This is a genomic window from Citrobacter sp. Ce104, from assembly GCF_030334595.1.
GTDB classification, from domain to species: domain Bacteria; phylum Pseudomonadota; class Gammaproteobacteria; order Enterobacterales; family Enterobacteriaceae; genus Citrobacter; species Citrobacter europaeus.
This window is the reverse complement of sequence record NZ_JAOWDP010000064.1, coordinates 659,828-683,074: the sequence shown is the minus strand read 5'-3', so window position 1 is coordinate 683,074 and position 23,247 is coordinate 659,828. Positions and strand designations below refer to the sequence as shown.

Sequence of the window (23,247 nt, the reverse complement as noted above, 5' to 3'; positions counted from 1 at the left end):
CCCGGCTTTTTCTTTTTTTTCTGCTGAGGCATAACGTATGGCATGCGGCGAGTTTTCCCTGATTGCCCGTTATTTTGACCGCGTAAGAACGTCTCGTCTTGATGTCGAAACCGGTATTGGTGACGACTGCGCACTTCTGAACATCCCTGAAAAACAGACGCTGGCGATCAGTACCGATACGCTGGTGGCTGGCAACCACTTCCTCCCCGACATTGATCCTACCGATCTGGCCTGGAAAGCCCTGGCGGTGAATTTGAGCGATCTGGCGGCGATGGGAGCCGATCCTGCGTGGCTGACGCTGGCGCTCACGTTACCTGACGTCGATGAAGCCTGGCTTGAAGCTTTCAGCGATGGCCTGTTTGAACTCCTTAATTACTACGATATGCAGCTGATTGGCGGTGATACCACGCGTGGACCGCTGTCGATGACGTTGGGTATTCATGGCTACGTTCCCGTTGGGCGTGCCTTAAAACGCTCCGGTGCGAAACCGGGTGACTGGATTTATGTGACCGGCACGCCGGGTGACAGCGCTGCCGGGCTGGCGATTTTGCAGGATCGCTTGCAGGTTGCAGAGGTAAAAGACGCAGACTATCTGCTGAAACGCCATTTGCGTCCCACGCCGCGTATTTTGCAGGGACAAGCCCTGCGCGATCTGGCCAGTGCGGCTATCGATATCTCCGACGGTCTGATTTCCGATCTGGGGCATATCGTTAATGCCAGCGGCTGCGGCGCACGGGTTAACGTTGATGCGCTGCCTTACTCCGCGGCGTTTGCCCGGCACGTGGAGCCGGAACAGGCCCTGCGCTGGGCACTCTCGGGTGGTGAAGATTATGAGTTATGCTTTACCGTACCGGAAATTAATCGTGGCGCGCTGGACGTAGCGCTGGGAAATCTCGGCGCAACGTTTACCTGCATAGGACAGATGAGCGCGGACGTGGAAGGTATTCACTTTACGCGCGATGGAAAATCCGTCACGTTCGACTGGAAAGGATATGACCATTTTGCCGCGCCTTAAAAAAGATGTCGCCAAAAGCCGCCTGAGTATGCGCAATCCGTGGCATCTGTTAGCCACCGGTTTTGGCAGCGGGCTGAGCCCAATTGTTCCTGGCACCATGGGTTCGCTGGCGGCGATCCCTTTTTGGTATTTAATGACGTTTCTGCCGTGGCAGCTGTATTCACTGGTGGTGATGTTATCTATCTGTATCGGCGTTTATCTGTGCCATCAAACGGCGAAAGATATGGGCGTGCACGATCACGGTAGCATTGTCTGGGACGAGTTTGTCGGGATGTGGATAACCCTGATGGCGCTGCCGACCAACGACTGGCAGTGGGTTGCCGCCGGATTTGTGATTTTCCGTATTCTGGATATGTGGAAGCCGTGGCCGATTCGTTGGTTCGATCGCAACGTACATGGCGGTACGGGAATTATGATCGACGATATCGTGGCCGGGATACTGTCCGCCGGGATACTGTACTTTATTGGCCATCACTGGCCGGTAGGGATCATTTAACGGGTTTGCCGGATGGCGGCGTAAATGCCTTATCCGGCCTACAATCTACAATCGCGCTTATTTAAATCCCACCACCGGATGCTGTTTGTACGGCGTTTCCAGCTCGGCAATCTGCTCCGGCTTCAGCGTTAAATCCACCGCATTGAGCAACTCATCCAGCTGTTCCTCGCGCGATGTGCCGATAATCGGTGCTGCCACACCCGGTTTGCTCAGCAGCCAGGCCAGCGCGACCTGCGCACGGGTTACGCCCAGTTCCTCACTGACGCCGGTCAGCCGTTCGGCGATTTGCGCGTCGTTTTCATCGCTCTCGCTGTACAAATTTTTACCGACCTCATCGGAAACCAGACGGGCGGTCGTTTCTCCCCAGGGGCGCGTCAGGCGACCACGCGCCAGCGGACTCCATGGGATCACTGCCACACCCTCCTGATAGCAAAGCGGCAGCATTTCGCGTTCTTCTTCGCGGTAGATCAGGTTGTAGTGATCCTGCATGCTGACGAACTGCGCCCAGCCGTGTTGCTTCTGTAAGGCCAGCGCCTGAGCAAACTGTGAAGCGTGCATGGATGAGGCGCCGATATAGCGCGCTTTACCGGCTTTCACTACGTCGTTAAGGGCTTCCAGCGTTTCTTCGATCGGCGTGTTGTAATCCCAGCGGTGAATTTGCAGGATGTCCACATAGTCCATACCCAGGCGTCTGAGGCTGTCGTCGATTGAGCGCAGGATTTGTGCGCGGGATAAACCTTCCGCTAAATCATCCACCTGGTGAAAAACCTTGGTCGCCACCACGACATCTTCGCGGCGGGCGAAATCACGCAGCGCGCGGCCGACAATCTCTTCGCTGCTGCCAGCGGAGTAGCTGTTGGCGGTATCGAAAAAGTTAATGCCGCCTTCAAGAGCGTGTTTGATTATCGGGCGGCTACTTTCTTCAGGTAGCGTCCAGGCATGATTGCCGCGATTGGGCTCGCCAAACGTCATGCAACCCAGGCAAAGGCGGGAGACCCGAAGGTCGGTTTTTCCTAAGGTGTTGTATTTCATCAATCCACTCCTGCTTAGCTCGTGATGAGTTAAGCATAGCAGGAGCGGAGAGAGGATTATGCCAGCCAGGCCTTGATTTTGGCCTCAATGCCGGCGGCATCAAGACCCAGATCGGCGCGAGCCTCGTCCTGAGTCCCCTGCGGGATGAAGAAGTCAGGCAGGCCAATGTTCAGCACCGGAACGGGTTTGCGATGGGCCATCAGCACTTCGTTTACGCCGCTGCCAGCGCCGCCCATAATGGCGTTCTCTTCGAGGGTGACCAGCACCTCGTGTTGGGCTGCCATTTCCAGAATCAACGTTTCATCCAGCGGTTTGACAAAGCGCATATCAACCAGCGTGGCGTTCAGCGACTCTGCGACCTGCGCGGCTTCCGGCATTAGGGTACCGAAGCTCAGTATTGCCACTTTCTCCCCGTGACGCTTCACGATGCCTTTCCCAATTGGCAGTTGCTCCAGCGGCGTTAGCTCAACGCCCACCGCGTTACCGCGTGGGTAGCGTACAACCGTTGGGCCGTCGTTGTAGTGATAGCCGGTGAACAGCATCTGGCGACATTCGTTCTCATCGCTCGGGGTCATAATGACCATTTCCGGGATGCAGCGCAGGAAGGAGAGATCGAACGCCCCCTGGTGGGTTTGCCCATCTGCGCCAACAATACCAGCCCGGTCAACGGCGAACAGGACCGGCAGTTTCTGAATGGCGACATCATGCAGCACCTGATCGTAGGCGCGTTGCAGGAAGGTAGAGTAAATAGCCACGACCGGCTTATAGCCGCCAATTGCCAGACCGGCAGCAAACGTCACCGCGTGCTGCTCGGCAATCGCCACATCGAAGTAGCGGTCCGGGAACTTACGTGAGAACTCCACCATACCGGAGCCTTCACGCATCGCCGGAGTGATCGCCATCAGCTTATTGTCTTTCGCTGCGGTTTCGCACAGCCAGTCACCGAAGATTTTTGAATAGCTTGGCAGGCCGCCGCTGCTTTTCGGCAGGCATCCGCTGGACGGATCGAATTTTGGTACCGCGTGGAAGGTAATCGGATCTTTTTCCGCAGGCTCGTAACCACGACCTTTTTTGGTCATGATGTGCAGGAACTGCGGACCTTTAAGGTCGCGCATGTTCTTCAGCGTAGTGATAAGCCCCAGCACGTCGTGACCGTCTACCGGACCAATATAGTTAAAGCCCAGCTCTTCAAACAGCGTACCCGGCACAACCATGCCTTTGATGTGTTCTTCGGTACGCTTGAGCAGCTCTTTAATCGGCGGCACGCCGGAGAACACTTTTTTCCCGCCTTCGCGCAGCGAGGAGTAGAGTTTGCCAGAGAGCAGTTGCGCCAGGTGGTTGTTCAGCGCGCCGACGTTCTCTGAAATCGACATTTCGTTGTCGTTGAGGATAACCAGCATGTCGGGCTTAATATCACCCGCGTGGTTCATCGCTTCAAACGCCATCCCGGCGGTGATAGCGCCGTCGCCAATCACACAAACGGTACGACGATCTTTGCCTTCTTTCTCGGCGGCAACCGCAATACCAATACCGGCGCTGATGGACGTTGAGGAGTGCCCAACGCTCAGTACGTCATACTCGCTCTCACCGCGCCACGGGAACGGATGCAAACCGCCTTTCTGACGAATGGTGCCGATTTTATCGCGGCGGCCGGTCAGAATTTTGTGCGGGTAAGCCTGATGTCCCACATCCCAGATTAACTGGTCAAACGGGGTGTTGTAGACATAGTGCAGCGCGACGGTGAGTTCCACCGTGCCCAGACCAGAGGCGAAGTGCCCGCTGGAACGGCTTACGCTGTCGAGCAAATAGCGGCGCAGTTCGTCGCAAAGCTTTGGCAGACTCTCTTTTGGCAGCAGGCGTAACTCCTGGGTGGAGTCGACCAGCGCCAGGGTCGGGTATTTGGCTATATCAAAACTCATCGCAAGCTCATGGGATATGTTGGTTTATTTATCACGCTGGATTATATAGTCCGCTAGCGCTTCCAGTGCCGAGGTATCGAGTGACTGTGCGGCCAGCAAACTTAGCGACTCGCGGGCATCCTCAATTAAATCCCGGGCTTTGTTCTGGGCTTGCTCAAGACCCAGAAGTGCAGGATAGGTACTTTTGCCAAGCTGCTGGTCAGCACCCTGACGTTTACCCAATGTTGCAGTATCGCCTACCACATCCAGGATGTCATCCTGAACCTGGAAGGCCAGACCGATGCTTTCTGCGTATTTGTCGAGTATTGCCAGGCATTCTCGCCCTTTATCGCCAGCGCTTAATGCTCCCAGACGTACGGCGGCGCGAATCAGTGCCCCGGTTTTATGGCGGTGAATACGCTCCAGCGCATCCAGCTCAACCTGATGACCTTCAGCTTCCAGATCCAGCGCCTGACCGCCGCACATACCGGCGATACCGCTGGCCCGGGCCAGTTCAGAGATCATCGCGATGCGGTCACGATCGGACACTTCCGGCATCGGGGCATCGCTGATAATAGAGAACGCCAGCGTTTGCAGCGCATCTCCGGCCAGGATCGCGTTTGCCTCGCCAAATTTTACGTGGCAGGTCGGCAGACCGCGGCGCAGGTCATCGTCGTCCATCGCGGGTAAATCATCATGCATTAGCGAATAGGCATGAATGCACTCGACGGCGGCAGCGGGAGCATCAAGCGTACTCAGGCTGACGCCAAACATCTGACCGGTCGCATACACCAGGAACGGGCGCAGACGCTTACCGCCTAATAATGCGCCATATTGCATGGTTTCGACCACGGGAGTGTTCTGAAAGGGCAATGGCGCAATAAAACGGCTCAGTGCCTGGTTGGCCTGCTCAACGCATGCCTGTAGCTGCTGCGTAAAATCCATTTACTCATTATCCGGTGTGAAAGGCGTAAGGGCGGCGTCTTCAGTATCTGACAGCAGGATTTGTACGCGCTGTTCAGCCTGTTGCAATTTAACCTGTCCCTGACGCGCCAACTGTACGCCACGTTCGAATTCGTTCAGCGCTTCTTCCAGCGGCAGGTCGCCGCTTTCCAGGCGGGTAACAATCTGTTCCAGCTCGCTCAGCGCTGTTTCAAAACTGGCTGGCGCTTCATTTTTCTTCGGCATAATGAATGTCTGACTCTCTGTATTGGCAGCACAAGACTATGGTAACGGACTCGTACTGATAAGCAAATAACGCGCAATGGTAAGGCGATGTGCACAGGATGACCATGATAGTGGTATACTTGCGCGCCTGGATGCAGCCGCAGGGTATGGGCTGCTGTATTTTTTTCCATTACAAGTCGTTCAGACTTGCCAAAGAACCATTGCCGCCATGAAGTTTATCATTAAATTGTTCCCAGAAATCACCATCAAAAGCCAATCTGTGCGTTTGCGCTTTATAAAAATTCTGACAGGGAACATTCGTAACGTTTTAAAGCATTATGATGAAGACCTTGCCGTTGTCCGTCACTGGGATCACGTTGAGGTTCGCGCTAAAGATGAAAGCCAGCGCCTGGATATACGCGACGCGTTAACCCGTATTCCGGGGATCCACCATATTCTCGAAGTAGAAGACGTGCCGTTTACCGATATGCACGATATTTTCGAGAAAGCGCTGGTGCAGTATCGCGATCAACTGGAAGGTAAAACCTTCTGTGTACGCGTTAAGCGTCGCGGTAAGCATGAGTTTAGCTCCATTGAGGTGGAACGCTATGTTGGCGGCGGGTTGAACCAGCATATTGAATCCGCACGCGTGAAGCTGACGAAGCCGGACGTGACGGTTAATCTTGAAATCGAAAACGACCGTCTGCTGCTGGTTAAAGGCCGCTATGAAGGTATTGGCGGTTTCCCGATTGGTACGCAGGAAGACGTACTGTCGCTGATCTCCGGTGGTTTCGACTCCGGCGTGTCCAGCTACATGCTGATGCGTCGCGGCTGCCGCGTACACTATTGCTTCTTCAACCTCGGCGGCGCAGCGCATGAAATCGGCGTTCGCCAGGTGGCGCATTATCTGTGGAATCGCTTTGGCAGCTCGCATCGCGTGCGTTTTGTTGCAATCAACTTTGAGCCGGTGGTTGGCGAGATCCTGGAGAAAGTCGACGACGGCCAGATGGGCGTGGTCCTCAAACGCATGATGGTACGCGCGGCGTCGAAAGTCGCTGAGCGCTACGGCGTACAGGCGTTGGTCACCGGTGAAGCACTGGGTCAGGTGTCCAGCCAGACGCTGACCAACCTGCGCCTGATCGATAACGTATCTGACACCCTGATCCTGCGCCCGCTTATCTCCCATGATAAAGAGCACATCATCAATCTGGCGCGTGAAATTGGTACCGAGGACTTTGCCCGTACCATGCCGGAATACTGTGGTGTGATTTCAAAAAGCCCGACGGTGAAAGCGGTTAAAGCGAAGATTGAGGCTGAAGAAGAAAACTTCGATTTCTCTATCCTCGATAAGGTGGTTGAAGAAGCCAACAATATCGATATTCGCGATATCGCTCAGCAGACACAGCAGACCGTGGTGGAAGTTGAAACCGTGAGCGGCTTCGGCCCGAACGATGTGATTCTGGATATCCGTTCGGTGGATGAACAGGATGACAAACCGCTGAAAGTTGACGGTGTGGACGTCGTTTCTCTGCCATTCTACAAACTGAGCACTAAATTCGGCGATTTGGACCAGAGTAAAACCTGGCTGCTGTGGTGTGAACGCGGGGTGATGAGCCGCCTGCAGGCGCTTTATCTGCGCGAGCAGGGCTTTGAAAACGTGAAGGTGTACCGCCCGTAATTGACTAAACACCGTGTTGTAAGCCGGATAAGGCGGTTACGCCGCCATCCGGCAATATAACGATATTATTCAAAACGCACGGGTAGTGTCTTTCCGTTCGATTCCCAGACGCCCTGATAGACACCGTCTTTTAACTCCAGCGTTATCTTCTCTTCCGATTGTTCAGCGGCAGACGTCTTCAGTTCATAATGTCGATTGTCGGCTGTGTCGCACTTACCGGTTAATTCAATCGGTGCGCCAAATTTCTGGTAAAAGTAAGCCCCTTCAAAAAAATCACCGTATTTGCAGTCCACCTTCAGCACAATACGCATGCTTTTTCCCAACGTGCCGTACATGACCTTGCCGTCAATGCCTGGAGTGGGCTCAACCGATGTTGTACTCTTTGCACCAGTCAGATACTGGCCGTATGGCGTGAACTGTTTATGCAGTTCACCGGTAGGGATTTTCGTGGTGAAATCGCCCAGCTCGTCACCCGCGCGGTTGGCGTGGTTGCTACAGCGTCCGTTCAGGAAAGCCAGATGATCTTTTTGCAGGGAGAATCTGTCGATGTAGTACAACCCGTCAGTGTAGGTTGCGCACGAGGCGTAGAATTCGGCATAGCCAGGATCTCCACCGTCCTTCTGTGCGGTAACAAAGGTATCAATTTGGCTGCGGATATCTTTTCTGATGCGGGTGTTTAATTCGGCCATCGTGGAGCGGGAAAAAAGATCGTTAAGGGTAATTGCCGCGCCGCTGGCCAAATCGAAGCTGATCGGCACATTGTATGACTCGCAATACGCTCCGCAGCCTTCGACAAACATATTCAGGGTCAGGACATTGGCATCGCGATACTCAATCGTGTAGTCAAGGTTTGCGGTAGGGTTCATCTCTGAATTTGCAAACTGATTCACTGTCGTTTGCGGATTATTTCCCGGTAGCTGATTGATAAAGCTGGCGAAAATATAATCGTTAATGCGTTTTGCAACCTGTGGGCTTTCCTTTGAAGTAAACCACGGCACGCGATACTGCATCTCAGTACTTGCGGGATAGCGATACTCAAGGTTTTTTATTTCAAGCTGTGTTGCACAGGCGTAACCAGAAAAGAGCAGTAAAGCCACTGTGCTCAGATATCCTTTCATTATAATTCCTTGTATGTGAGTGGCCTGAAAGTTTACTCGTAGTAGTTATAAATTCCCGCGGCCATCACCAGCTGTGACGCCACCTCGTGAGCTTTTTCGCGACTCACCAGCAGATCAATGATTTTTAAACCGAAATCGATTGAGGTTCCCGGTCCCTGGCTGGTTAACAGATTGACGCGCGGATCCCATACGACGCGCTTGTCCTGCCACTGGTCAGCGGGGATCTTGTCTTTCAGCGCCGGGAAGCCCGTCATATTTCCGATGGGGAAAATATCGTGTGGGACGAGGACGGTGGCGGCAGCGGCGCAAATTGCCGCGACAATGCGCCCGGAGCGATGAAACTGTTTCACGGTTTCGACCAGCAGAGGGCTGTCGCGAAAACACTCGGCGCCTTTAATTCCGCCCGGCAGCACGATGATATCGAAATCGCCGTCAGCAACTTCCACTAATGGCGCATCCGCCAGCAGCTTCACTCCGCGTGAACACACAATAGCCAGGCCGCCATCGCTGGCGACGCTTGCGGTCGTGACCTTAATCCCGCCGCGAACCAGCAGATCGATAGTGGTGACCGCTTCGGTTTCTTCACTACCAGGGGCGAGACATACCAGTGCTTGAGCGCTCATACTCACTTTCCTTTCTCTTAACCATTTCAAACAGGCGGGCATTTTCCGGGACGGCGATGCCGTGCGCGCGGGCGCGTTTTAACAAATAGCCGGTAATGTAATCGATCTCAGTATGGCGCAGCGCACGAATGTCTTGCAGCATCGATGAGATATTTTCCGCAGTACTGTCAATTACTTGCTCGACATAATAGCGTAAATCATCCGCTGATGTGTGGTGGCCTTCGCGTTCAATGACCGCTGCTACTTCCTCGCAGATGAGTGCTATTTTTTCTGGATGATGGGGTAACTCGCCGTTTGGGCAATCCCATAATGCGGTCAGCGGATTAATAACGCAGTTTACTGCCAGCTTGCGCCATAGCTCGGCGCGGATAGTGTTGTGCCAGGCGACGTCCGGCAGCACTTCTTGCAGGACTTCAGCCAGATAGCTGAAATCACCGTCTTGTTCACGCGCCGGACCAATCCTTGTAGTACCCTGAGCGACATGAATGATGACGTTCCCGTCACGGCGTGCCGCGTGGGTGGTGGTGCCCATCAGCAGAGGTTGCTTAATGTTATGCAGTTCTTCAATCGTCCCCATACCGTTGTGAATCAGCAGAATGGGAGTGGTTTCAGGCAGTATTGCGGCCAGGCCTTTTACCGCATCAGAAACCTGCCAGGCTTTCAGGGTGACCAGCAGCAGGTCGCTTTTCGCCAAAAAATCGGGGTCGTTTGCCGTCAGGGATTCATTAAAAACTGACCCATCCGTGTCGATCAGGTTAACGCTGCAATAGGGTTGCGGTACGCGTAGCCACCCCTGAACTTCATGTCCATGTTTGCACAGCGCGGTTAGCCAAAGCTGCCCTAACGCTCCACATCCCAGTACGGTAATTTTCATTCTTCCTCCTCACCTGCAACAGCACCAGGTGTTAATCCATATCGGCCGTACCCCATTATTGTTCGCAGGTGTCAGTACCACGTACAATTAAAGGATACAGCCTAGTATAGCGCTGTCTGTTGTGTAACTTTGCAGGTATTATGCTTCGCATCAAAAATGAAGGGAGAGGAAAAGATGCCATCTTTCGATATTGTTTCTGAAGTTGATCTTCAGGAAGCCCGTAACGCGGTAGATAACGCCAGCCGTGAAGTGGAATCACGCTTTGATTTTCGTGGCGTTGAAGCGACTTTTGAGCTGAATGAGTCAAATAAGACGATTAAGGTGCTGAGCGAGTCTGATTTTCAGGTCAACCAGTTGCTGGATATTTTACGTGCCAAGCTGTTGAAGCGCGGTATTGAAGGCACGTCGCTGGACGTACCAGAAACCTTCGTGCACAGCGGTAAAACCTGGTTTGTGGAAGCTAAGCTGAAGCAGGGCATTGAAAGCGCGGTGCAAAAGAAAATCGTTAAGCTGATTAAAGACAGCAAACTGAAGGTGCAGGCGCAGATTCAGGGCGAAGAAATTCGTGTGACCGGTAAGGCGCGTGACGATCTGCAATCCGTTATGGCGCTGGTTCGCGGTGGCGATCTCGGCCAGCCATTCCAGTTTAAGAACTTCCGCGATTAAGTCGTAATGCCTGATGGCGCTACGCTTATCAGGCCTACAGGTAGCACACGCTATTGGTAGGCCGGATAAGGTGATAGCCGCCATCCGGCAATCTTCACGCCTGGCTGATGGCCTGCTCAACCTCAAATCGATTCGTCACTTTGCTGTCGATTTTCACGTAGGCCGAGTGCTCTTTCGCGACAATTAACACTTCGCTTATCCCTTCTTTAGCCAGCAGATGCTGCTTCAGGGTGTCATCCGCAGCAATTTCAGGTGGGATTTCCACCCGCAGGCTGCTGACATACGGCGGCTCTTTCATTGTACTTGCCACCAATAACCACACTGCTGCCAGAAGCGCACCAGCCAGGAATACCGCCTGACCATCAAACATTTCGACTACCCAACCGCCGAGCGAACCGCCAATCGCCACGCCGATGAACTGGCTGGTGGAGTAAACGCCCATCGCCGTGCCTTTATAGCCAGCCGGAGATTCTTTACTGATAAGCGAGGGGAGGAGGGCTTCCATCAGGTTGAAGGCGAGGAAGAATATCTGAACGCCCGCAATCAGCCCCCAGAAACGAATGTTAGCGCTCCACAATACAATCTCTGCAATAAGAATCAGTAACACGCAGGCGAGGAACACGCGTTTCATCCGGCGCTTCACTTCGGCGTAAATGATGAACGGCACCACGGAAACAAAGGACAGCAGCATCGTCACCAGATAAATTTTCCAGTGTTCGGCGGCGGGGAAGCCTGCTTTCGCCAGTTGGCCCGGTAAGGCGACGAAGGTAGACATCAGCAAAATGTGCAGACACATGATGCCGAAGTTGAGCTTCAGCAGTTTAGGTTCCGCCAGCACTTTGCTGAAGCTGCCTTTTACCATGCCCGACTCGCGGTTCAGCACGTGGTTGGTACTGTTGGGAACGACCCAAATAGTCAGCACGATACCCGTGGTAGCAAGAGCGGCAATCATCCAGAACAGCGCGTGTAGCCCCAGCGCGTGGGTAACGATCGGCCCCAGCACCATCGCAATGGCGAAAGTGATACCAAAGCTGACGCCGATAAACGCCATCGCTTTCGTTCGGTTTTGCTCACGGGTTAAGTCGGACAGCAGCGCCATTACGGCAGCAGCAATCGCGCCAGAGCCTTGCAGAGCCCGGCCGAGAATAATTCCCCAGATTGAATCGGATAGGGCGGCAATTACGCTGCCGAGAACGAATACCGCCAGCCCGCCGACGATAAGCGGCTTACGACCTATGCGGTCAGAGAGCAGACCAAAGGGGATCTGGAAAACGGCCTGCGCCAGACCGTAAATGCCGATGGCAAGGCCTATCAACGCTTCGCTGGCGCCCTGTAGCGCCATACCGTATGTGGTCAGAACCGGCAGGACCATAAACATGCCAAGCATGCGCAACGAGAATACGGTCCCTAAACCCCAAGTGGCGCGCAACTCACCGGGCGTCATTTTGTAATCGTTCATTCCCACCTCTGTATTAATTTCGCGCCTAGTGTAAAGCGGGGAAGGGGTGGGGTAAACCTCTACGATATGTGGAATTGTGTAGTGGGATAATTGAAATAGTTACCGATGCAACTAATTTACTTGCGATAATTACAGGTGTAGTCTTTTTGTGGTTGTTTCTAATGGAAAGAGGGAAAAGGAAAATGGCGATTCCAGGCAATATGTGGATTTATGACGATGGTGGCGCGCTGATAAAGGGCGGTGTGATGTAAAGGGAAGAGAATACAGTATTGAATTTAAAGGCTTTCATCATAATCTGTCTATTCCCACTGATAATGGTACAGGCAAGCCAACAGGCACTCGCCAACATTCACCGATGATGATAGTCAAAGAGTTTGACTACTCTAGTCCGTATTTATACAAAGCGGTCGCTTCTGGTCAGAATCTTAAGTCCGCAGAGATTCGTTGGTACAAAATTAATGATGCGGGTCAGGAAGTTGAATACTTCAATATGCTTCTGGAAGGGGTGCGGATTGTCTCCGTTTCTCCTTCGATGGCTGGTCCAGAGGACATGAACAATAACCATCTTGAAACCATAGAATTACGCTACGAAAAAATCACCTGGAAGCATTGCGACGGGAACATTATCTATACCGACGCATGGAATGACCGGCAGACGGCATAATGGGTGATTGAATGGACACCACTGAAGAAGTGAATGGAACCTATTGGTATCATGGTCACAGCAATCTATCAGCTGGGGAATTGTATGATCTCATCTTTCTGGAACAGTTTTGTGATGAGTTAGGAATTGGCATTGAATCGGGAGCAGCTATTCTGGCTGGTCAGCCTTGGTTGAAGACTAGACAGAAACCTTCTGGGGCTATTGAAGGAATAAGTGTTGTTTCCAAATACGGGAGAATGCTTCTGAGAGATGCGCGGGTGCCATTTGGTATTAAAGTCCCCACCCCAGTGGGTTTCAGGATACAAAGCACTAACAAACTTGCAGCTGTGATTGCTCGGTATATACCTTGGCTTGGGTGGATTGGTCTGGTAAATGCACTTGTGCAAGTATCAAGAAAGACGCAGCTAAAATACAACTTAATTGCTCGACCTAAAGATCGCATTCAGTGGACATCATTCTAATGAGTATTCAAGACGATGTGTTAAAGCTTTTCAGGGAAGAAATACCTGGGTATTTGGATGAAAACTGGAAGGAGGTTTCTTTAGAACTCGACTCAGAATTGTTTGATGTCCCCGGAGATGATCTCCACAGCGCTCTGGATCGATATGAGAAAGAGTTCAAAGTTGATTTATCATGTGTGAACTGGAAACCTTATTATCCATGGCACAATCTGCCACTATTCACGAGATGGTTCAAAGCTAACCGGGAAGAAGTGGAAGCAACACGCATACCGTTAACCGTAAGGATGTTTGCTGAGTCGGCTGAAGCGGGGAAATGGTTGTTTGAGAGCTGGCCTGAAGAACAAAAAGACGAGACCTGACGCTCTCAAAATAACGTAGTAAATAAAAAGGGTGCCGGGGCACCCTTTTCGTATCTGCAGATTCTTACCAGACGTAAGTCAGCAGGTTCTGCGAGTTTGGCACCATAAAGTCGACGGACATCATCACGGAAAGCGCGGTAATGGCGATGATGGAGAAACCGAACAGCTTGCGCGCCCAGATTCTGTCATCTTCCACTTTATATCCGCGCAGCGCCATGCCCAACCACCAGACGCTCACCGCCGCAGCAACAATCAGGTATTTATAACCAGCATAGCCGCCCAGGGTTAGCATTAACGTGGCGATAGCAAACGCTACGATGTACAGCGTGATATGGTTTTTCGCGACCGAAATACCTTTCACCACCGGCAGCACCGGGATGTTGGCAGCCTGATAATCCTTGAAGCGGAAAATCGCAATCGCGTAAGAGTGCGGCATCTGCCACAGGCTGAAAATAGCCAGCAGAATCAGCGCACCGCTATCGAACACACCGGTTACGGCGCAGTAGCCAATCACCGGCGGCGCTGCGCCGGAGAGTGAGCCAATCAGCGTGCCGTAAACGGAATGGCGCTTCATATACAGGCTATAGACGCCCACATAGACCACGAAGCCCATTACCCCCAGCCAGCAGGCCAGAGGGTTCGCGCCAAACCACAGCAGCATAAAGCCAGCAATACCCAGCAGGGTGGCGTATACCAGCGAGACCGCAGGGGAAATCAGACCTTTAACCAGCACGCGGTTTTTGGTCCTCTCCATCTTCCTGTCGATATCCCTGTCGATGTAGTTGTTAAATACACAACCCGACGCCACAACCAGTGACACCCCAACCAGCGTGTAGATAAACAGGGGATAGTCGATGCTGCCTTTCGAGGCCAGCAGGAACCCCCCAATCACCGAGATCAGGTTGCCAAAGATGATGCCTGGTTTCGTTACTTGCAGGTATTGCTTAAACATCATAATCGCCGCTCTTAGTGCATCATCATGTTGTAGTTAAGGTTCCACATAATCCAGATGGAGCCCACAACCAGGATGGCGATGATTAGCACAGTAAAGACAAAGGCCGTCATGTTCCAACCTTCATCAGATTTGCTATTCATGTGCAGGAAGCACACCAGGTGCACCAGAATCTGTACCACTGCCATTGCCAGAATAGTTCCCAGAATGACGGCCGGAGAGGCAGCACCCGTCATGACCATCCAGAACGGAATGACCGTCAGGATTACCGACAGGATAAAACCTGTCATGTAGGTTTTTACGCTGCCATGGGATGCGCCGCCGCTTTCGTTAGAATGACTCATTACATCGCCCCCATCAGATAAACAACAGTGAACACACAGATCCACACCACATCAAGGAAGTGCCAGAACAGACTCAGACACATGATGCGGGTGCGGTTAGTACTGGTCAGGCCGCGACGAGCAACTTGCACCATCAGCACCGCCATCCAGATAAGACCGGAGGTAACGTGCAGACCGTGCGTGCCGACCAGCGCGAAGAACGCAGACAGGAAGCCGCTGCGATCCGGGCCCATACCGTTAACAATCAGGTGATGGAATTCATAGAGTTCCATCCCGATGAATCCGGCACCGAACAAGAAGGTCAACGCCAGCCAGGAGATAACCTGGCTCTTGTTGTTCTTGTACATGGCAATCGCTGCCATGCCGTAAGTAATGGAGCTGAATAACAGCAGGAATGTTTCAACCAGAACGAACGGCAGTTCAAAAATGTCCTTACCTGTTGGGCCACCTGCGGTGCCGTTCACCAGAACGGCATAGGTTGCAAACAGAATAGAGAACAGAATGCAGTCGCTCATCAGGTAGATCCAGAATCCGAAGATTTTGGTCTGGCCTGCATCGTGGTGCCCGTGTTCGTGCGCGTGGGCAGTCGCGTGCGTTAAAGTATCAGTTGCCATTTTTCAGCCCTGCCTTAGTAATCTCATCGAAATGCTGATTTTCCAGTTTTTCGACTTCCGGGACCGGCACGTAGTAATCCACGTCTTCATCAAAGCTTTTCACAATCCAGCTGATGATCATGCCTGCGAAGCTTGCAATCGCCAGCCACCAGATATGCCAGATCATGGCGAAACCAAACAGTGTTGCGAAGGCGGTAATGACGATACCGGCACCGCTGTTCTTCGGCATATGAATTTCTTCATAGTGCGCAGGCTGTTTGTACGCTTCACCTTTTTCTTTCATTTCCCAGAATGCATCACGCTCGTGAACGTGCGGCACAACGGCAAAGTTATAGAACGGAGGCGGGGAAGAAGTTGCCCACTCCAGCGTACGACCACCCCATGGGTCACCGGTCAGGTCACGGTTCTGCTCGCGGTCGCGAATAGACACGTAAATCTGAATCAACTGGCACAGGATACCCAGTGCAATCAGCGCGGCACCGCAGGCGGCAACGACCAGCATCGGATGGAACTGCGGGTCAATCTGCTGGCTGAGGCGACGGGTCATACCCATGAAGCCCAGCACGTACAGCGGCATAAATGCCACGAAGAAGCCGATGATCCAGAACCAGAACGCGCGTTTACCCCAGGTTTCGTTCAGCGTGAAGCCAAACGCTTTTGGCCACCAGTAGGTCATACCAGCGAAGCATCCAAATACAACGCCGCCGATGATAACGTTATGGAAGTGCGCAATCAGGAACAGACTGTTGTGCAGTACGAAGTCCGCACCCGGCACCGCCAGCAGTACGCCGGTCATGCCGCCGACTGAGAAGGTGACGATAAAGCCAATCGTCCACAGCATCGCTGAGTGGAATACGATACGGCCCTGATACATGGTGAACAGCCAGTTGAAAATCTTCACCCCGGTCGGGATGGCGATAATCATGGTGGTAATACCGAAGAAGGCGTTTACGTTAGCGCCCGCACCCATGGTGAAGAAGTGGTGCAGCCAAACAACGAACGACAGAACGGTGATACACACGGTTGCCCACACCAGTGAGGTGTAGCCAAACAGACGTTTACGCGAGAAGGTTGCAGCGATTTCGGAGAATACACCGAACACCGGCAGAACCAGAATGTACACTTCCGGATGGCCCCAGGCCCAAATCAGGTTGATGTACATCATCATGTTGCCGCCCATATCGTTGGTAAAGAAATGGGTACCCAGATAGCGATCCAGGGTTAGCAACGCGACGGTAACCGTCAGGATTGGGAAAGAAGCGATAATCAGGATGTTCGCACACAGAGATGCCCAGCTAAATACCGGCATCTTGAACATGGTCATTCCTGGCGCACGCATCTTAATGATGGTCACAAAGAAGTTGATACCGGTCAGAGTGGTACCAATACCTGACAACTGAACTGCCCATATCCAATAATCGACCCCGACGCTTGGACTGTACTCTATTCCCGAGAGCGGCGGGTACGCCAGCCAACCGGTCTGTGCGAACTCTCCCACGCCCAGAGACAGGTTAACCAGGATTACGCCGACAACGGTGAACCAGAAGCTCAGGTTGTTCAGGAATGGGAACGCAACGTCACGAGCGCCGATCTGCAGCGGAACCACCAGGTTCATCAGACCGATAACAAATGGCATTGCCACGAAGAAGATCATAATCACGCCGTGAGCCGTGAAGATCTGATCGTAGTGGTGAGGTGGCAGGAAGCCCGCTTCACCTGCAGAAGCCAGCGCTTGCTGGCTACGCATCATGATGGCGTCGGCAAAGCCACGAATCAACATGACGATTGCAACGATGACATACATGATGCCAAGGCGTTTGTGGTCAACAGAAGTCAGCCACTCTTTCCATAGATAGGTCCACTTACCGAAGTAAGTGATTAGGCCCAGTAAGGCCGCACCACCGATGATTATTGCAGCAATCGTAACCATGACAATAGGTTCATGGAACGGCACTGCATCCAGCGTCAATTTTCCGAACATCGTATTCTTCCTCGGCCCCTTAGTGAGCGGATTCCGCGTGGCTCATGTCCATGCCTTCCATTCCTTCGTGTGCGCTGTGCTCACCTTCGGGTTGGGTCATGTCCATGCTCTTACCGTGAGCCATAAATTTGTTAATAACGTCTTTAAACAAATCGGGTTTCACGTTGGAGAAGTATTCCACCTGGTTGTATTCACTTGGCACAGCCACTTTCTCGAACGCTGCCATGTCGCTCATGGTGTTCGTGGACTGTTTAGCTTTAGCAACCCATTGGTCGAATTCGGCGCGGTCCTTTGTTGCGATAGCCTTGAACTTCATACCGGAGAAGCCAGGTCCGCTATAGCTTGCGGAGATACCATCATAAGTACCGGCTTCGTTGGCGATCAGATGCAGTCGAGTCTGCATACCGGCCATGGCATAAATCTGGCTACCCAGACGCGGGATAAAGAAGGAGTTCATCACGGAGTTGGACGTCACTTTGAACTCAACCGGAGTATTCGCCGGGAAGGCGATTTCATTCACGGTAGCGATACCCTGTTCCGGATAGATGAAGAACCATTTCCAGTCCATGGAAACCACTTCGATGGTAATGGGCTTCTCGTCATGCGCCAGCGGTTTGCTTGGCTCAAGAGCGTGAGTGGTTTTCCAGGTCAGTACGGCAAGGAAAATGATGATTAAGATCGGCACCGTCCAGACCACAGCTTCCACTTTATTGGAGTGTGACCAGTTCGGGCTGTACTTCGCATCTTTATTGCTTGCACGATACTTCCAGGCAAAACCAACAGCCATCAAGATGGCGGGAATAACGACAATCAACATCAGGCCAAATGCCGTCAGTATCAATGAACGTTGTTCCAGTCCAATCTGTCCTTTAGGGTCAAGCAGCGCAGAATTACAGCCACTGAGTAACGCAGTGCCTGCAATTAATGACAACCATCCCAAACTTTTATTGTATTTCCTGAGTCTCATTTAACGACCTCAATTCCACGGGACCGGGTGGCGTTTAAAGTGTGAGGTCATTTTACGGGAAGGTTACATTACTGTAAACATCCTTGGATCTGTGTTACTGGGTTCTGCCGCGCATGTCACATATGTTGCAATATATGTCGCTTTGGCTTTAAGAACCTGTTGCAACATCACGTTATAACGAAAGCGGGCAGGCGAGGGACTTGCTGAGGGCAATTGGTATAACCAATACGAAAATAAAACAATTGTTTAACAATTGATTATCAATAAAAAGACAATTAAAGAACAAAAAATAAATCTGTAGTGGCTGAATCGAGTAAGGAAAATAGTATATATAAAAGGCGTCAATAATTTCCAAATTCTTTGGCGCACAAAATAACAAATTATATTTTTAGCGATTGTTGTTTATTTAGCCGTTATAATTACGCAAGGTGATTACAACGGCGATATTAATGCGGATTGTTACGCCAGACGGGTTTTGCGCAGTGCCAGATAATCCAGCAATCCACCAAAAACGACTCCACAGACCGCGACCACCACTGAGACTTCAAGCAGTTCCGGCAGGAAGGAGAAGTTGGTGTAATCCAGTGCGTTCATAGTTAACAGCAGTAGCCAAGCCAGCAGTAAGCAGCAGCCCGCTACCAACGTCATTAATGCCAGGCTGTACGCCCCACGAAATTCCGTGCGTGGAATAAAGCTTTCATTTTTCCAGCTATGCTCCAGCGTCTGACGACAAACCAGCAGCAGTATGAGGCCGGGGATCGCGGCAAACACGGAGAACAAATAAAACGTTGGCCAACCGTGCGCTTCGACAAACCAACCCGCTACCGGGCCAACGTAAACGCGACCAACCGCTGAAAGCGCGGAGAGCAGGGCGAACTGAGTCGCTGAGAAGGACTTATTGCACAGCGTCATTAATAAGGCGACAAACGCTGCCGTGCCCATTCCACCGCACAGGTTTTCAAAGAAGACGGCGGCCGCCATACTGAACATGTGTTTGTCAGTGATGGACAATAGCCAATAACCCGCATTCGACGCCCCCTGCAGAATGCCGAAAATCAGCAAGGCGCGAAACAGCGAAAGGCGCTGCATCAGAATCCCGCCGTACAGCGCGCCAACGATGGTGGCCAGCAGCCCGAGCGTTTTATTCACCACGCCAACTTCACCCGCATCAAACCCAACGCCGCGAATTAAAAAGGTGGTGGTCAGGCTCATGGCGAAAGCGTCCCCAAGCTTATACAGCACAATCAGCAGCAGGATCAGCCAGGCGTTGTTACGACCAAAGAAGTCGCGCAGCGGGGCGACTACCGCCTGTTCCAGCGTTTTGGGCACCGGAATGGCATCAGTTGGTTCGGGCGCTAACAGAGTCGCGATGATACAAGGTATCATCAGCGCCGCCATCAGCCAGTACATGCCCTGCCAGCCCAGCCAGCGATCGGCCATCCACAGGGCCAGACCGCCGGAAACCAGCATCCCTAAGCGATAGCCCAGCACGCTGATAGCCGCACCGGTGCCGCGTTCTTCGGCGGGCAACACGTCGGTTTTCCAGGCATCAAAGACGATGTCCTGCGATGCTGAGCAAAACGCGATCACCACCGCAAGCGCGGCCATCCAGCGCAGCTGCGTACCAGGTTCCAGAAAACCCATCGCGGCGATAGAAATCAGTAACAGTACCTGGGTTGCCAGCAGCCAACCCCGGCGTCGACCTAAAAACGGCGGAGTGTAGCGGTCCATTAGCGGGGACCAGAGGAACTTAAACACGTAGGCCTGGCCGACCAGAGAAAAGAAACCAATGGTTTTAAGATCGATATTCTCGACCGTCATCCACGCCTGAAGCGTACCCGAGGTCAGAGCGAGCGGTAAACCGGAGGCGAATCCCAGTATGAGCAGGATAGCTGAACGTGGTTGCTGAAAAATACGTAAGTAATGACTGGACATGGGCTTCTATAGGCCCGACGAGCGCCGGGCCATATGGGCAGAAATTAACGAGCGTTCTGCTTGATGAAATCGTGAACGCTGGTGTCCTGAGACATATCAGCGATGGTGTCGGTCAGTACGCTGTTAACGGCGTCAGCGATATTTTTGTTAGAGGCCTGCAGTGCGCCTTCAACAGAATAGCTTGCGCGGTAGTTTTTGGTCATCTTGTTGCCGTTAGCGGCGGTCGCGATGATGGCGATGTCTGCCTTGGTGGCGATGTTGTAACGCACGCTACCCTGAGACACGTCAGCATACAGTTGGCTAACAATAATTTGCAGGTTGACTGCACCGTTTGGCCCAATCATATAACCGCGTGCGGTCATCTGTTTTTCCAGTACTTCTTGCAGCAGGAAGCGCAGATCGCGAGACGCGGTCAGGGTAACCAACTGGTTGTCACGGGTGACTTTTGCCAGCGCCTGATCCTGACGCTGGTCGGCACCGTTGATGCTAACGGTCACGCCCATCAGGCTTGGGTCCTGCTGCGGCAGAGTGATTTTTGGGGAAACTTCAATAGTGGTCGGCGGCGTTGCGCATCCAGCTAACATAAACAGCGCGACAAACGGGACGAGGATTTTTTTAAACATGCCAGGGCTCTCAGCGAATCTAAATTGTATGGTTGGAGAAAATTCCCGCCATCATAACATCGCCAACGATGAGGGGAAGTGGGTAACGCATGTAAATTCATTGTGTTGTCCGTTTTATGACTTTGTGGAGACCATAAACGGACTTTTTGCAATAAATCGAAGGGTGGATTCAGTGAACTTCATCCGTTTGGCTGAGAAAATCAGACAAGGGCTAATTTTTTGTTGCTAAGGTGTAATGAAAACGGTAAAAGCGGCTAGTATTTAAAGGGATGGGTGACATCTCAGCGTTGTCGGAGGAAAAATTTCATGATGATTCGTGAGCAAATAGAAGAAAAATTAAGGGCAGCGTTCGAACCCGTATTCCTCGAAGTTGTGGATGAAAGCTATCGTCACAATGTCCCGGCTGGTTCTGAAAGCCACTTTAAGGTTGTGCTGGTTAGCGATCGCTTTACAGGTGAACGTTTTCTTAATCGTCATCGGATGATTTACAGCACATTAACGGCGGAGCTTTCCACAACCGTTCATGCGCTTGCCCTGCATACCTATACCATTAAGGAGTGGGAAGCGTTGCAGGATACGATTTTTGCATCGCCTCCGTGTCGTGGGGCGGGAAGCATCGCGTAAAAACGGATTTGCAACAACCGACGCTTTTCCAGTATGTTGCTACAGATTATGTGAAAACGGCCTGCGGGCCGTTTTGTTTTGTCTGAATTCTGGGGCGCTCGTACAGTATTCAGACAAAAATTAGCCGGGAATTGTGAAAAAAGCCGCAGCAACGCGCGATAACCGTTCTCGACTCATAAAAGTGATGCCGCTATAATGCGCGTCTTATTTTTCGGAATGTCTTCGGGATGATTCTGACGACAGGGAATGTGATTGCTTATGAGAACATCCCAGTTCCGCGAAGCCAACAACCTGTGCTTGCGGAGAAGAGTTGACCGAGCACTGTGATTTTTTGAGGTAACAAGATGCAAGTTTCAGTTGAAACCACTCAAGGCCTTGGCCGCCGTGTAACGATTACTATCGCTGCTGACAGCATCGAGACCGCTGTGAAAAGCGAGCTGGTCAACGTAGCGAAGAAAGTGCGTATTGACGGTTTCCGCAAAGGAAAAGTACCGATGAATGTTGTTGCTCAGCGTTATGGCGCATCTGTTCGCCAGGACGTTCTGGGTGACCTGATGAGCCGCAACTTCGTTGACGCGATCATCAAAGAAAAAATCAATCCGGCTGGCGCACCGAACTACGTTCCGGGCGAATACAAACTGGGTGAAGATTTTACTTACGCGGTAGAGTTCGAAGTTTACCCGGAAGTTGAGCTGACTGGCCTGGAAGCAATCGAAGTTGAAAAACCGGTTGTTGAAGTCACCGACGCTGACGTTGACGTGATGCTGGATACCCTGCGTAAGCAGCAGGCTACCTGGAAAGACAAAGACGGCGCTGCAGATGCAGAAGACCGTGTAACCATCGACTTCACCGGTTCTGTAGACGGCGAAGAGTTCGAAGGCGGCAAAGCGTCTGACTTCGTACTGGCGATGGGCCAGGGTCGTATGATCCCGGGCTTTGAAGAAGGCGTTAAAGGCCACAAAGCTGGTGAAGAATTCACTATTGACGTGACTTTCCCAGAAGAGTACCACGCTGAAAACCTGAAAGGTAAAGCCGCTAAGTTCGTTATCAACCTGAAGAAAGTTGAAGAACGCGAGCTGCCGGAACTGACTGAAGAATTCATCAAACGTTTCGGCGTTGAAGATGGTTCCGTAGCAGGTCTGCGCGCTGAAGTACGCAAAAACATGGAACGCGAGCTGAAAGGCGCTGTGCGTAACCGCGTTAAGTCTCAGGCGATCGAAGGTCTGGTAAAAGCTAACGACATCGACGTTCCGGCTGCTCTGATCGACAGCGAAATCGACGTTCTGCGTCGTCAGGCTGCACAGCGTTTCGGCGGCAACGAGAAACAAGCTCTGGAACTGCCGCGTGAACTGTTCGAAGAACAGGCTAAGCGTCGCGTAGTTGTCGGTCTGCTGCTGGGCGAAGTGATTCGCACCAACGAGCTGAAAGCTGATGAAGATCGCGTTAAAGGCCTGATCGAAGAGATGGCTTCTGCTTACGAAGATCCGAAAGAAGTTGTTGAGTTCTACAGCAAAAATAAAGAGCTGATGGACAATATGCGTAACGTCGCTCTGGAAGAGCAGGCTGTTGAAGCCGTTCTGGCGAAAGCGAAAGTGACTGAAAAAGCCACTTCCTTCAACGAGCTGATGAACCAGCAGGCGTAATTCGTCGCTTTTTTAGCTCGAATTTCGTACGCAAGCCCGTCACCTTTTGGTGGC

23 protein-coding genes and 1 pseudogene are annotated in these 23,247 nt (G+C 52.2%); 9 read left to right on the top strand and 15 right to left on the bottom strand.

All coding sequences use genetic code 11. From position 1 onward, the window contains the following. The first annotated feature begins 37 nt into the window (after positions 1-37). Entirely contained in the window at positions 38-1,015 is a 978-nt protein-coding gene (thiL, locus tag OGW16_RS13875; protein ID WP_043015387.1) for a thiamine-phosphate kinase, read from the top strand. Continuing rightward, complete coding sequence (gene pgpA, locus OGW16_RS13870; RefSeq protein ID WP_003021578.1) at positions 993-1,511, top strand: phosphatidylglycerophosphatase A; 519 nt, start codon at positions 993-995, stop codon at positions 1,509-1,511. Before thiL ends, pgpA begins: the two co-directional genes overlap by 23 nt. Positions 1,512-1,568: 57 nt before the next feature. Here the strand turns inward: pgpA and yajO are convergent, their stop codons facing one another. The 4 genes from yajO to xseB are packed head-to-tail and all read right to left on the bottom strand — an operon-like array spanning position 1,569 to position 5,629. Then, complete coding sequence (gene yajO, locus OGW16_RS13865; RefSeq protein ID WP_043015388.1) at positions 1,569-2,543, bottom strand: 1-deoxyxylulose-5-phosphate synthase YajO; 975 nt, start codon at positions 2,541-2,543, stop codon at positions 1,569-1,571. 56 nt (positions 2,544-2,599) lie between these two features. Continuing rightward, complete coding sequence (gene dxs, locus OGW16_RS13860; protein WP_100194039.1) at positions 2,600-4,462, bottom strand: 1-deoxy-D-xylulose-5-phosphate synthase; 1,863 nt, start codon at positions 4,460-4,462, stop codon at positions 2,600-2,602. A 24-nt stretch (positions 4,463-4,486) separates the two neighbouring features. Next, positions 4,487-5,386: a (2E,6E)-farnesyl diphosphate synthase gene (ispA, locus tag OGW16_RS13855; RefSeq protein WP_043015390.1), complete on the bottom strand. Its 900-nt coding sequence runs from the start codon at positions 5,384-5,386 to the stop codon at positions 4,487-4,489. Next, positions 5,387-5,629, bottom strand: coding sequence for an exodeoxyribonuclease VII small subunit (gene xseB, locus OGW16_RS13850; protein WP_038638224.1), 243 nt, complete (start codon positions 5,627-5,629; stop codon positions 5,387-5,389). Positions 5,630-5,837: 208 nt separating this feature from the next. On the opposite strand from xseB, the gene thiI reads away from it, so the two are divergent. Further along, positions 5,838-7,286 carry a tRNA uracil 4-sulfurtransferase ThiI gene (thiI, locus tag OGW16_RS13845; protein ID WP_003021587.1) on the top strand — a complete coding sequence of 483 codons (1,449 nt, stop codon included), beginning with the start codon at positions 5,838-5,840 and terminating at the stop codon, positions 7,284-7,286. A gap of 65 nt (positions 7,287-7,351) precedes the next feature. On the opposite strand, the gene OGW16_RS13840 is transcribed toward thiI, so the two are convergent. Genes OGW16_RS13840 through panE form a run of 3 tightly spaced genes read right to left on the bottom strand, consistent with a single transcriptional unit; the run spans position 7,352 to position 9,901 of the window. Continuing rightward, a complete protein-coding gene (locus OGW16_RS13840; RefSeq protein ID WP_080625622.1) occupies positions 7,352-8,404 on the bottom strand; it encodes a hypothetical protein in 1,053 nt (350 codons plus the stop codon). A 32-nt stretch (positions 8,405-8,436) separates the two neighbouring features. Next, positions 8,437-9,027, bottom strand: a complete 591-nt coding sequence (yajL, locus tag OGW16_RS13835) for a protein deglycase YajL (RefSeq protein WP_043015393.1) — start codon at positions 9,025-9,027, stop codon at positions 8,437-8,439. Then, complete coding sequence (gene panE, locus OGW16_RS13830; protein WP_286518527.1) at positions 8,990-9,901, bottom strand: 2-dehydropantoate 2-reductase; 912 nt, start codon at positions 9,899-9,901, stop codon at positions 8,990-8,992. Before panE ends, yajL begins: the two co-directional genes overlap by 38 nt. Positions 9,902-10,075: 174 nt before the next feature. Here panE and OGW16_RS13825 point away from each other — a divergent pair, with 174 nt between their 5' ends. After that, positions 10,076-10,567 (top strand): YajQ family cyclic di-GMP-binding protein, encoded by a 492-nt coding sequence (locus tag OGW16_RS13825; RefSeq protein WP_003831002.1) that lies wholly within the window; start codon positions 10,076-10,078, stop codon positions 10,565-10,567. Between the two features lie 94 nt (positions 10,568-10,661). Here the strand turns inward: OGW16_RS13825 and OGW16_RS13820 are convergent, their stop codons facing one another. Continuing rightward, a complete protein-coding gene (locus OGW16_RS13820) occupies positions 10,662-12,026 on the bottom strand; it encodes an MFS transporter (RefSeq protein ID WP_043015395.1) in 1,365 nt (454 codons plus the stop codon). A gap of 182 nt (positions 12,027-12,208) precedes the next feature. On the opposite strand from OGW16_RS13820, the pseudogene OGW16_RS13815 reads away from it, so the two are divergent. From OGW16_RS13815 to OGW16_RS13805, 3 genes and pseudogenes are all read left to right on the top strand, one after another. Beyond that, positions 12,209-12,690: pseudogene (locus tag OGW16_RS13815) on the top strand (Hcp family type VI secretion system effector). An 11-nt stretch (positions 12,691-12,701) separates the two neighbouring features. Then, positions 12,702-13,151, top strand: coding sequence for an STM2901 family protein (locus OGW16_RS13810; RefSeq protein WP_286518526.1), 450 nt, complete (start codon positions 12,702-12,704; stop codon positions 13,149-13,151). Continuing rightward, positions 13,151-13,510: a DUF1493 family protein gene (locus OGW16_RS13805; RefSeq protein ID WP_043015396.1), complete on the top strand. Its 360-nt coding sequence runs from the start codon at positions 13,151-13,153 to the stop codon at positions 13,508-13,510. The genes OGW16_RS13810 and OGW16_RS13805 overlap by 1 nt, the downstream gene beginning before the upstream one ends. Before the next feature lie 64 nt (positions 13,511-13,574). Here OGW16_RS13805 and cyoE read toward each other — a convergent pair whose 3' ends face one another. The 7 genes from cyoE to OGW16_RS13770 all read right to left on the bottom strand — a co-directional run bounded on the left by cyoE (position 13,575) and on the right by OGW16_RS13770 (position 20,926). Continuing rightward, positions 13,575-14,465, bottom strand: a complete 891-nt coding sequence (cyoE, locus tag OGW16_RS13800) for a heme o synthase (protein ID WP_286518525.1) — start codon at positions 14,463-14,465, stop codon at positions 13,575-13,577. 11 nt (positions 14,466-14,476) lie between these two features. Then, a complete protein-coding gene (locus tag OGW16_RS13795; RefSeq protein WP_043015398.1) occupies positions 14,477-14,806 on the bottom strand; it encodes a cytochrome o ubiquinol oxidase subunit IV in 330 nt (109 codons plus the stop codon). Next, on the bottom strand, positions 14,806-15,420 hold the full coding sequence (locus OGW16_RS13790) for a cytochrome o ubiquinol oxidase subunit III (protein WP_003021608.1): 615 nt from the start codon (positions 15,418-15,420) through the stop codon (positions 14,806-14,808). Before OGW16_RS13790 ends, OGW16_RS13795 begins: the two co-directional genes overlap by 1 nt. Next, on the bottom strand, positions 15,410-17,401 hold the full coding sequence (cyoB, locus tag OGW16_RS13785) for a cytochrome o ubiquinol oxidase subunit I (protein WP_003021610.1): 1,992 nt from the start codon (positions 17,399-17,401) through the stop codon (positions 15,410-15,412). Before cyoB ends, OGW16_RS13790 begins: the two co-directional genes overlap by 11 nt. Positions 17,402-17,420: 19 nt before the next feature. Beyond that, on the bottom strand, positions 17,421-18,368 hold the full coding sequence (cyoA, locus tag OGW16_RS13780) for a cytochrome o ubiquinol oxidase subunit II (RefSeq protein WP_043015400.1): 948 nt from the start codon (positions 18,366-18,368) through the stop codon (positions 17,421-17,423). A gap of 459 nt (positions 18,369-18,827) precedes the next feature. After that, positions 18,828-20,303: a muropeptide MFS transporter AmpG gene (gene ampG, locus OGW16_RS13775; RefSeq protein WP_286518524.1), complete on the bottom strand. Its 1,476-nt coding sequence runs from the start codon at positions 20,301-20,303 to the stop codon at positions 18,828-18,830. Between the two features lie 44 nt (positions 20,304-20,347). Then, positions 20,348-20,926 (bottom strand): lipoprotein, encoded by a 579-nt coding sequence (locus OGW16_RS13770; RefSeq protein WP_016152050.1) that lies wholly within the window; start codon positions 20,924-20,926, stop codon positions 20,348-20,350. Between the two features lie 306 nt (positions 20,927-21,232). Between OGW16_RS13770 and bolA the strand changes: the two genes are divergently transcribed. Together bolA and tig are read left to right on the top strand one after the other, a co-directional pair. Next, entirely contained in the window at positions 21,233-21,550 is a 318-nt protein-coding gene (bolA, locus tag OGW16_RS13765) for a transcriptional regulator BolA (RefSeq protein WP_003021619.1), read from the top strand. 344 nt (positions 21,551-21,894) lie between these two features. Continuing rightward, entirely contained in the window at positions 21,895-23,193 is a 1,299-nt protein-coding gene (gene tig / locus OGW16_RS13760) for a trigger factor (RefSeq protein ID WP_003021622.1), read from the top strand. Positions 23,194-23,247 lie beyond the last annotated feature (54 nt).

Bases quoted from the DNA above. Each gene is read 5' to 3' on its own strand.
- xseB (WP_038638224.1), bottom strand. From the start codon at position 5,629: ATGCCGAAGAAAAATGAAGCGCCAGCCAGTTTTGAAACAGCGCTGAGC.
- OGW16_RS13790 (WP_003021608.1), bottom strand. From the start codon at position 15,420: ATGGCAACTGATACTTTAACGCACGCGACTGCCCACGCGCACGAACAC.
- bolA (WP_003021619.1), top strand. From the start codon at position 21,233: ATGATGATTCGTGAGCAAATAGAAGAAAAATTAAGGGCAGCGTTCGAA.
- ampG (WP_286518524.1), bottom strand. From the start codon at position 20,303: ATGTCCAGTCATTACTTACGTATTTTTCAGCAACCACGTTCAGCTATC.
- OGW16_RS13770 (WP_016152050.1), bottom strand. From the start codon at position 20,926: ATGTTTAAAAAAATCCTCGTCCCGTTTGTCGCGCTGTTTATGTTAGCT.
- panE (WP_286518527.1), bottom strand. From the start codon at position 9,901: ATGAAAATTACCGTACTGGGATGTGGAGCGTTAGGGCAGCTTTGGCTA.
- dxs (WP_100194039.1), bottom strand. From the start codon at position 4,462: ATGAGTTTTGATATAGCCAAATACCCGACCCTGGCGCTGGTCGACTCC.
- thiI (WP_003021587.1), top strand. From the start codon at position 5,838: ATGAAGTTTATCATTAAATTGTTCCCAGAAATCACCATCAAAAGCCAA.
- OGW16_RS13820 (WP_043015395.1), bottom strand. From the start codon at position 12,026: ATGAACGATTACAAAATGACGCCCGGTGAGTTGCGCGCCACTTGGGGT.
- yajL (WP_043015393.1), bottom strand. From the start codon at position 9,027: ATGAGCGCTCAAGCACTGGTATGTCTCGCCCCTGGTAGTGAAGAAACC.
- cyoB (WP_003021610.1), bottom strand. From the start codon at position 17,401: ATGTTCGGAAAATTGACGCTGGATGCAGTGCCGTTCCATGAACCTATT.
- thiL (WP_043015387.1), top strand. From the start codon at position 38: ATGGCATGCGGCGAGTTTTCCCTGATTGCCCGTTATTTTGACCGCGTA.
- pgpA (WP_003021578.1), top strand. From the start codon at position 993: ATGACCATTTTGCCGCGCCTTAAAAAAGATGTCGCCAAAAGCCGCCTG.
- cyoA (WP_043015400.1), bottom strand. From the start codon at position 18,368: ATGAGACTCAGGAAATACAATAAAAGTTTGGGATGGTTGTCATTAATT.
- tig (WP_003021622.1), top strand. From the start codon at position 21,895: ATGCAAGTTTCAGTTGAAACCACTCAAGGCCTTGGCCGCCGTGTAACG.
- OGW16_RS13840 (WP_080625622.1), bottom strand. From the start codon at position 8,404: ATGAAAGGATATCTGAGCACAGTGGCTTTACTGCTCTTTTCTGGTTAC.
- OGW16_RS13805 (WP_043015396.1), top strand. From the start codon at position 13,151: ATGAGTATTCAAGACGATGTGTTAAAGCTTTTCAGGGAAGAAATACCT.
- OGW16_RS13810 (WP_286518526.1), top strand. From the start codon at position 12,702: ATGGACACCACTGAAGAAGTGAATGGAACCTATTGGTATCATGGTCAC.
- cyoE (WP_286518525.1), bottom strand. From the start codon at position 14,465: ATGATGTTTAAGCAATACCTGCAAGTAACGAAACCAGGCATCATCTTT.
- ispA (WP_043015390.1), bottom strand. From the start codon at position 5,386: ATGGATTTTACGCAGCAGCTACAGGCATGCGTTGAGCAGGCCAACCAG.
- yajO (WP_043015388.1), bottom strand. From the start codon at position 2,543: ATGAAATACAACACCTTAGGAAAAACCGACCTTCGGGTCTCCCGCCTT.
- OGW16_RS13825 (WP_003831002.1), top strand. From the start codon at position 10,076: ATGCCATCTTTCGATATTGTTTCTGAAGTTGATCTTCAGGAAGCCCGT.
- OGW16_RS13795 (WP_043015398.1), bottom strand. From the start codon at position 14,806: ATGAGTCATTCTAACGAAAGCGGCGGCGCATCCCATGGCAGCGTAAAA.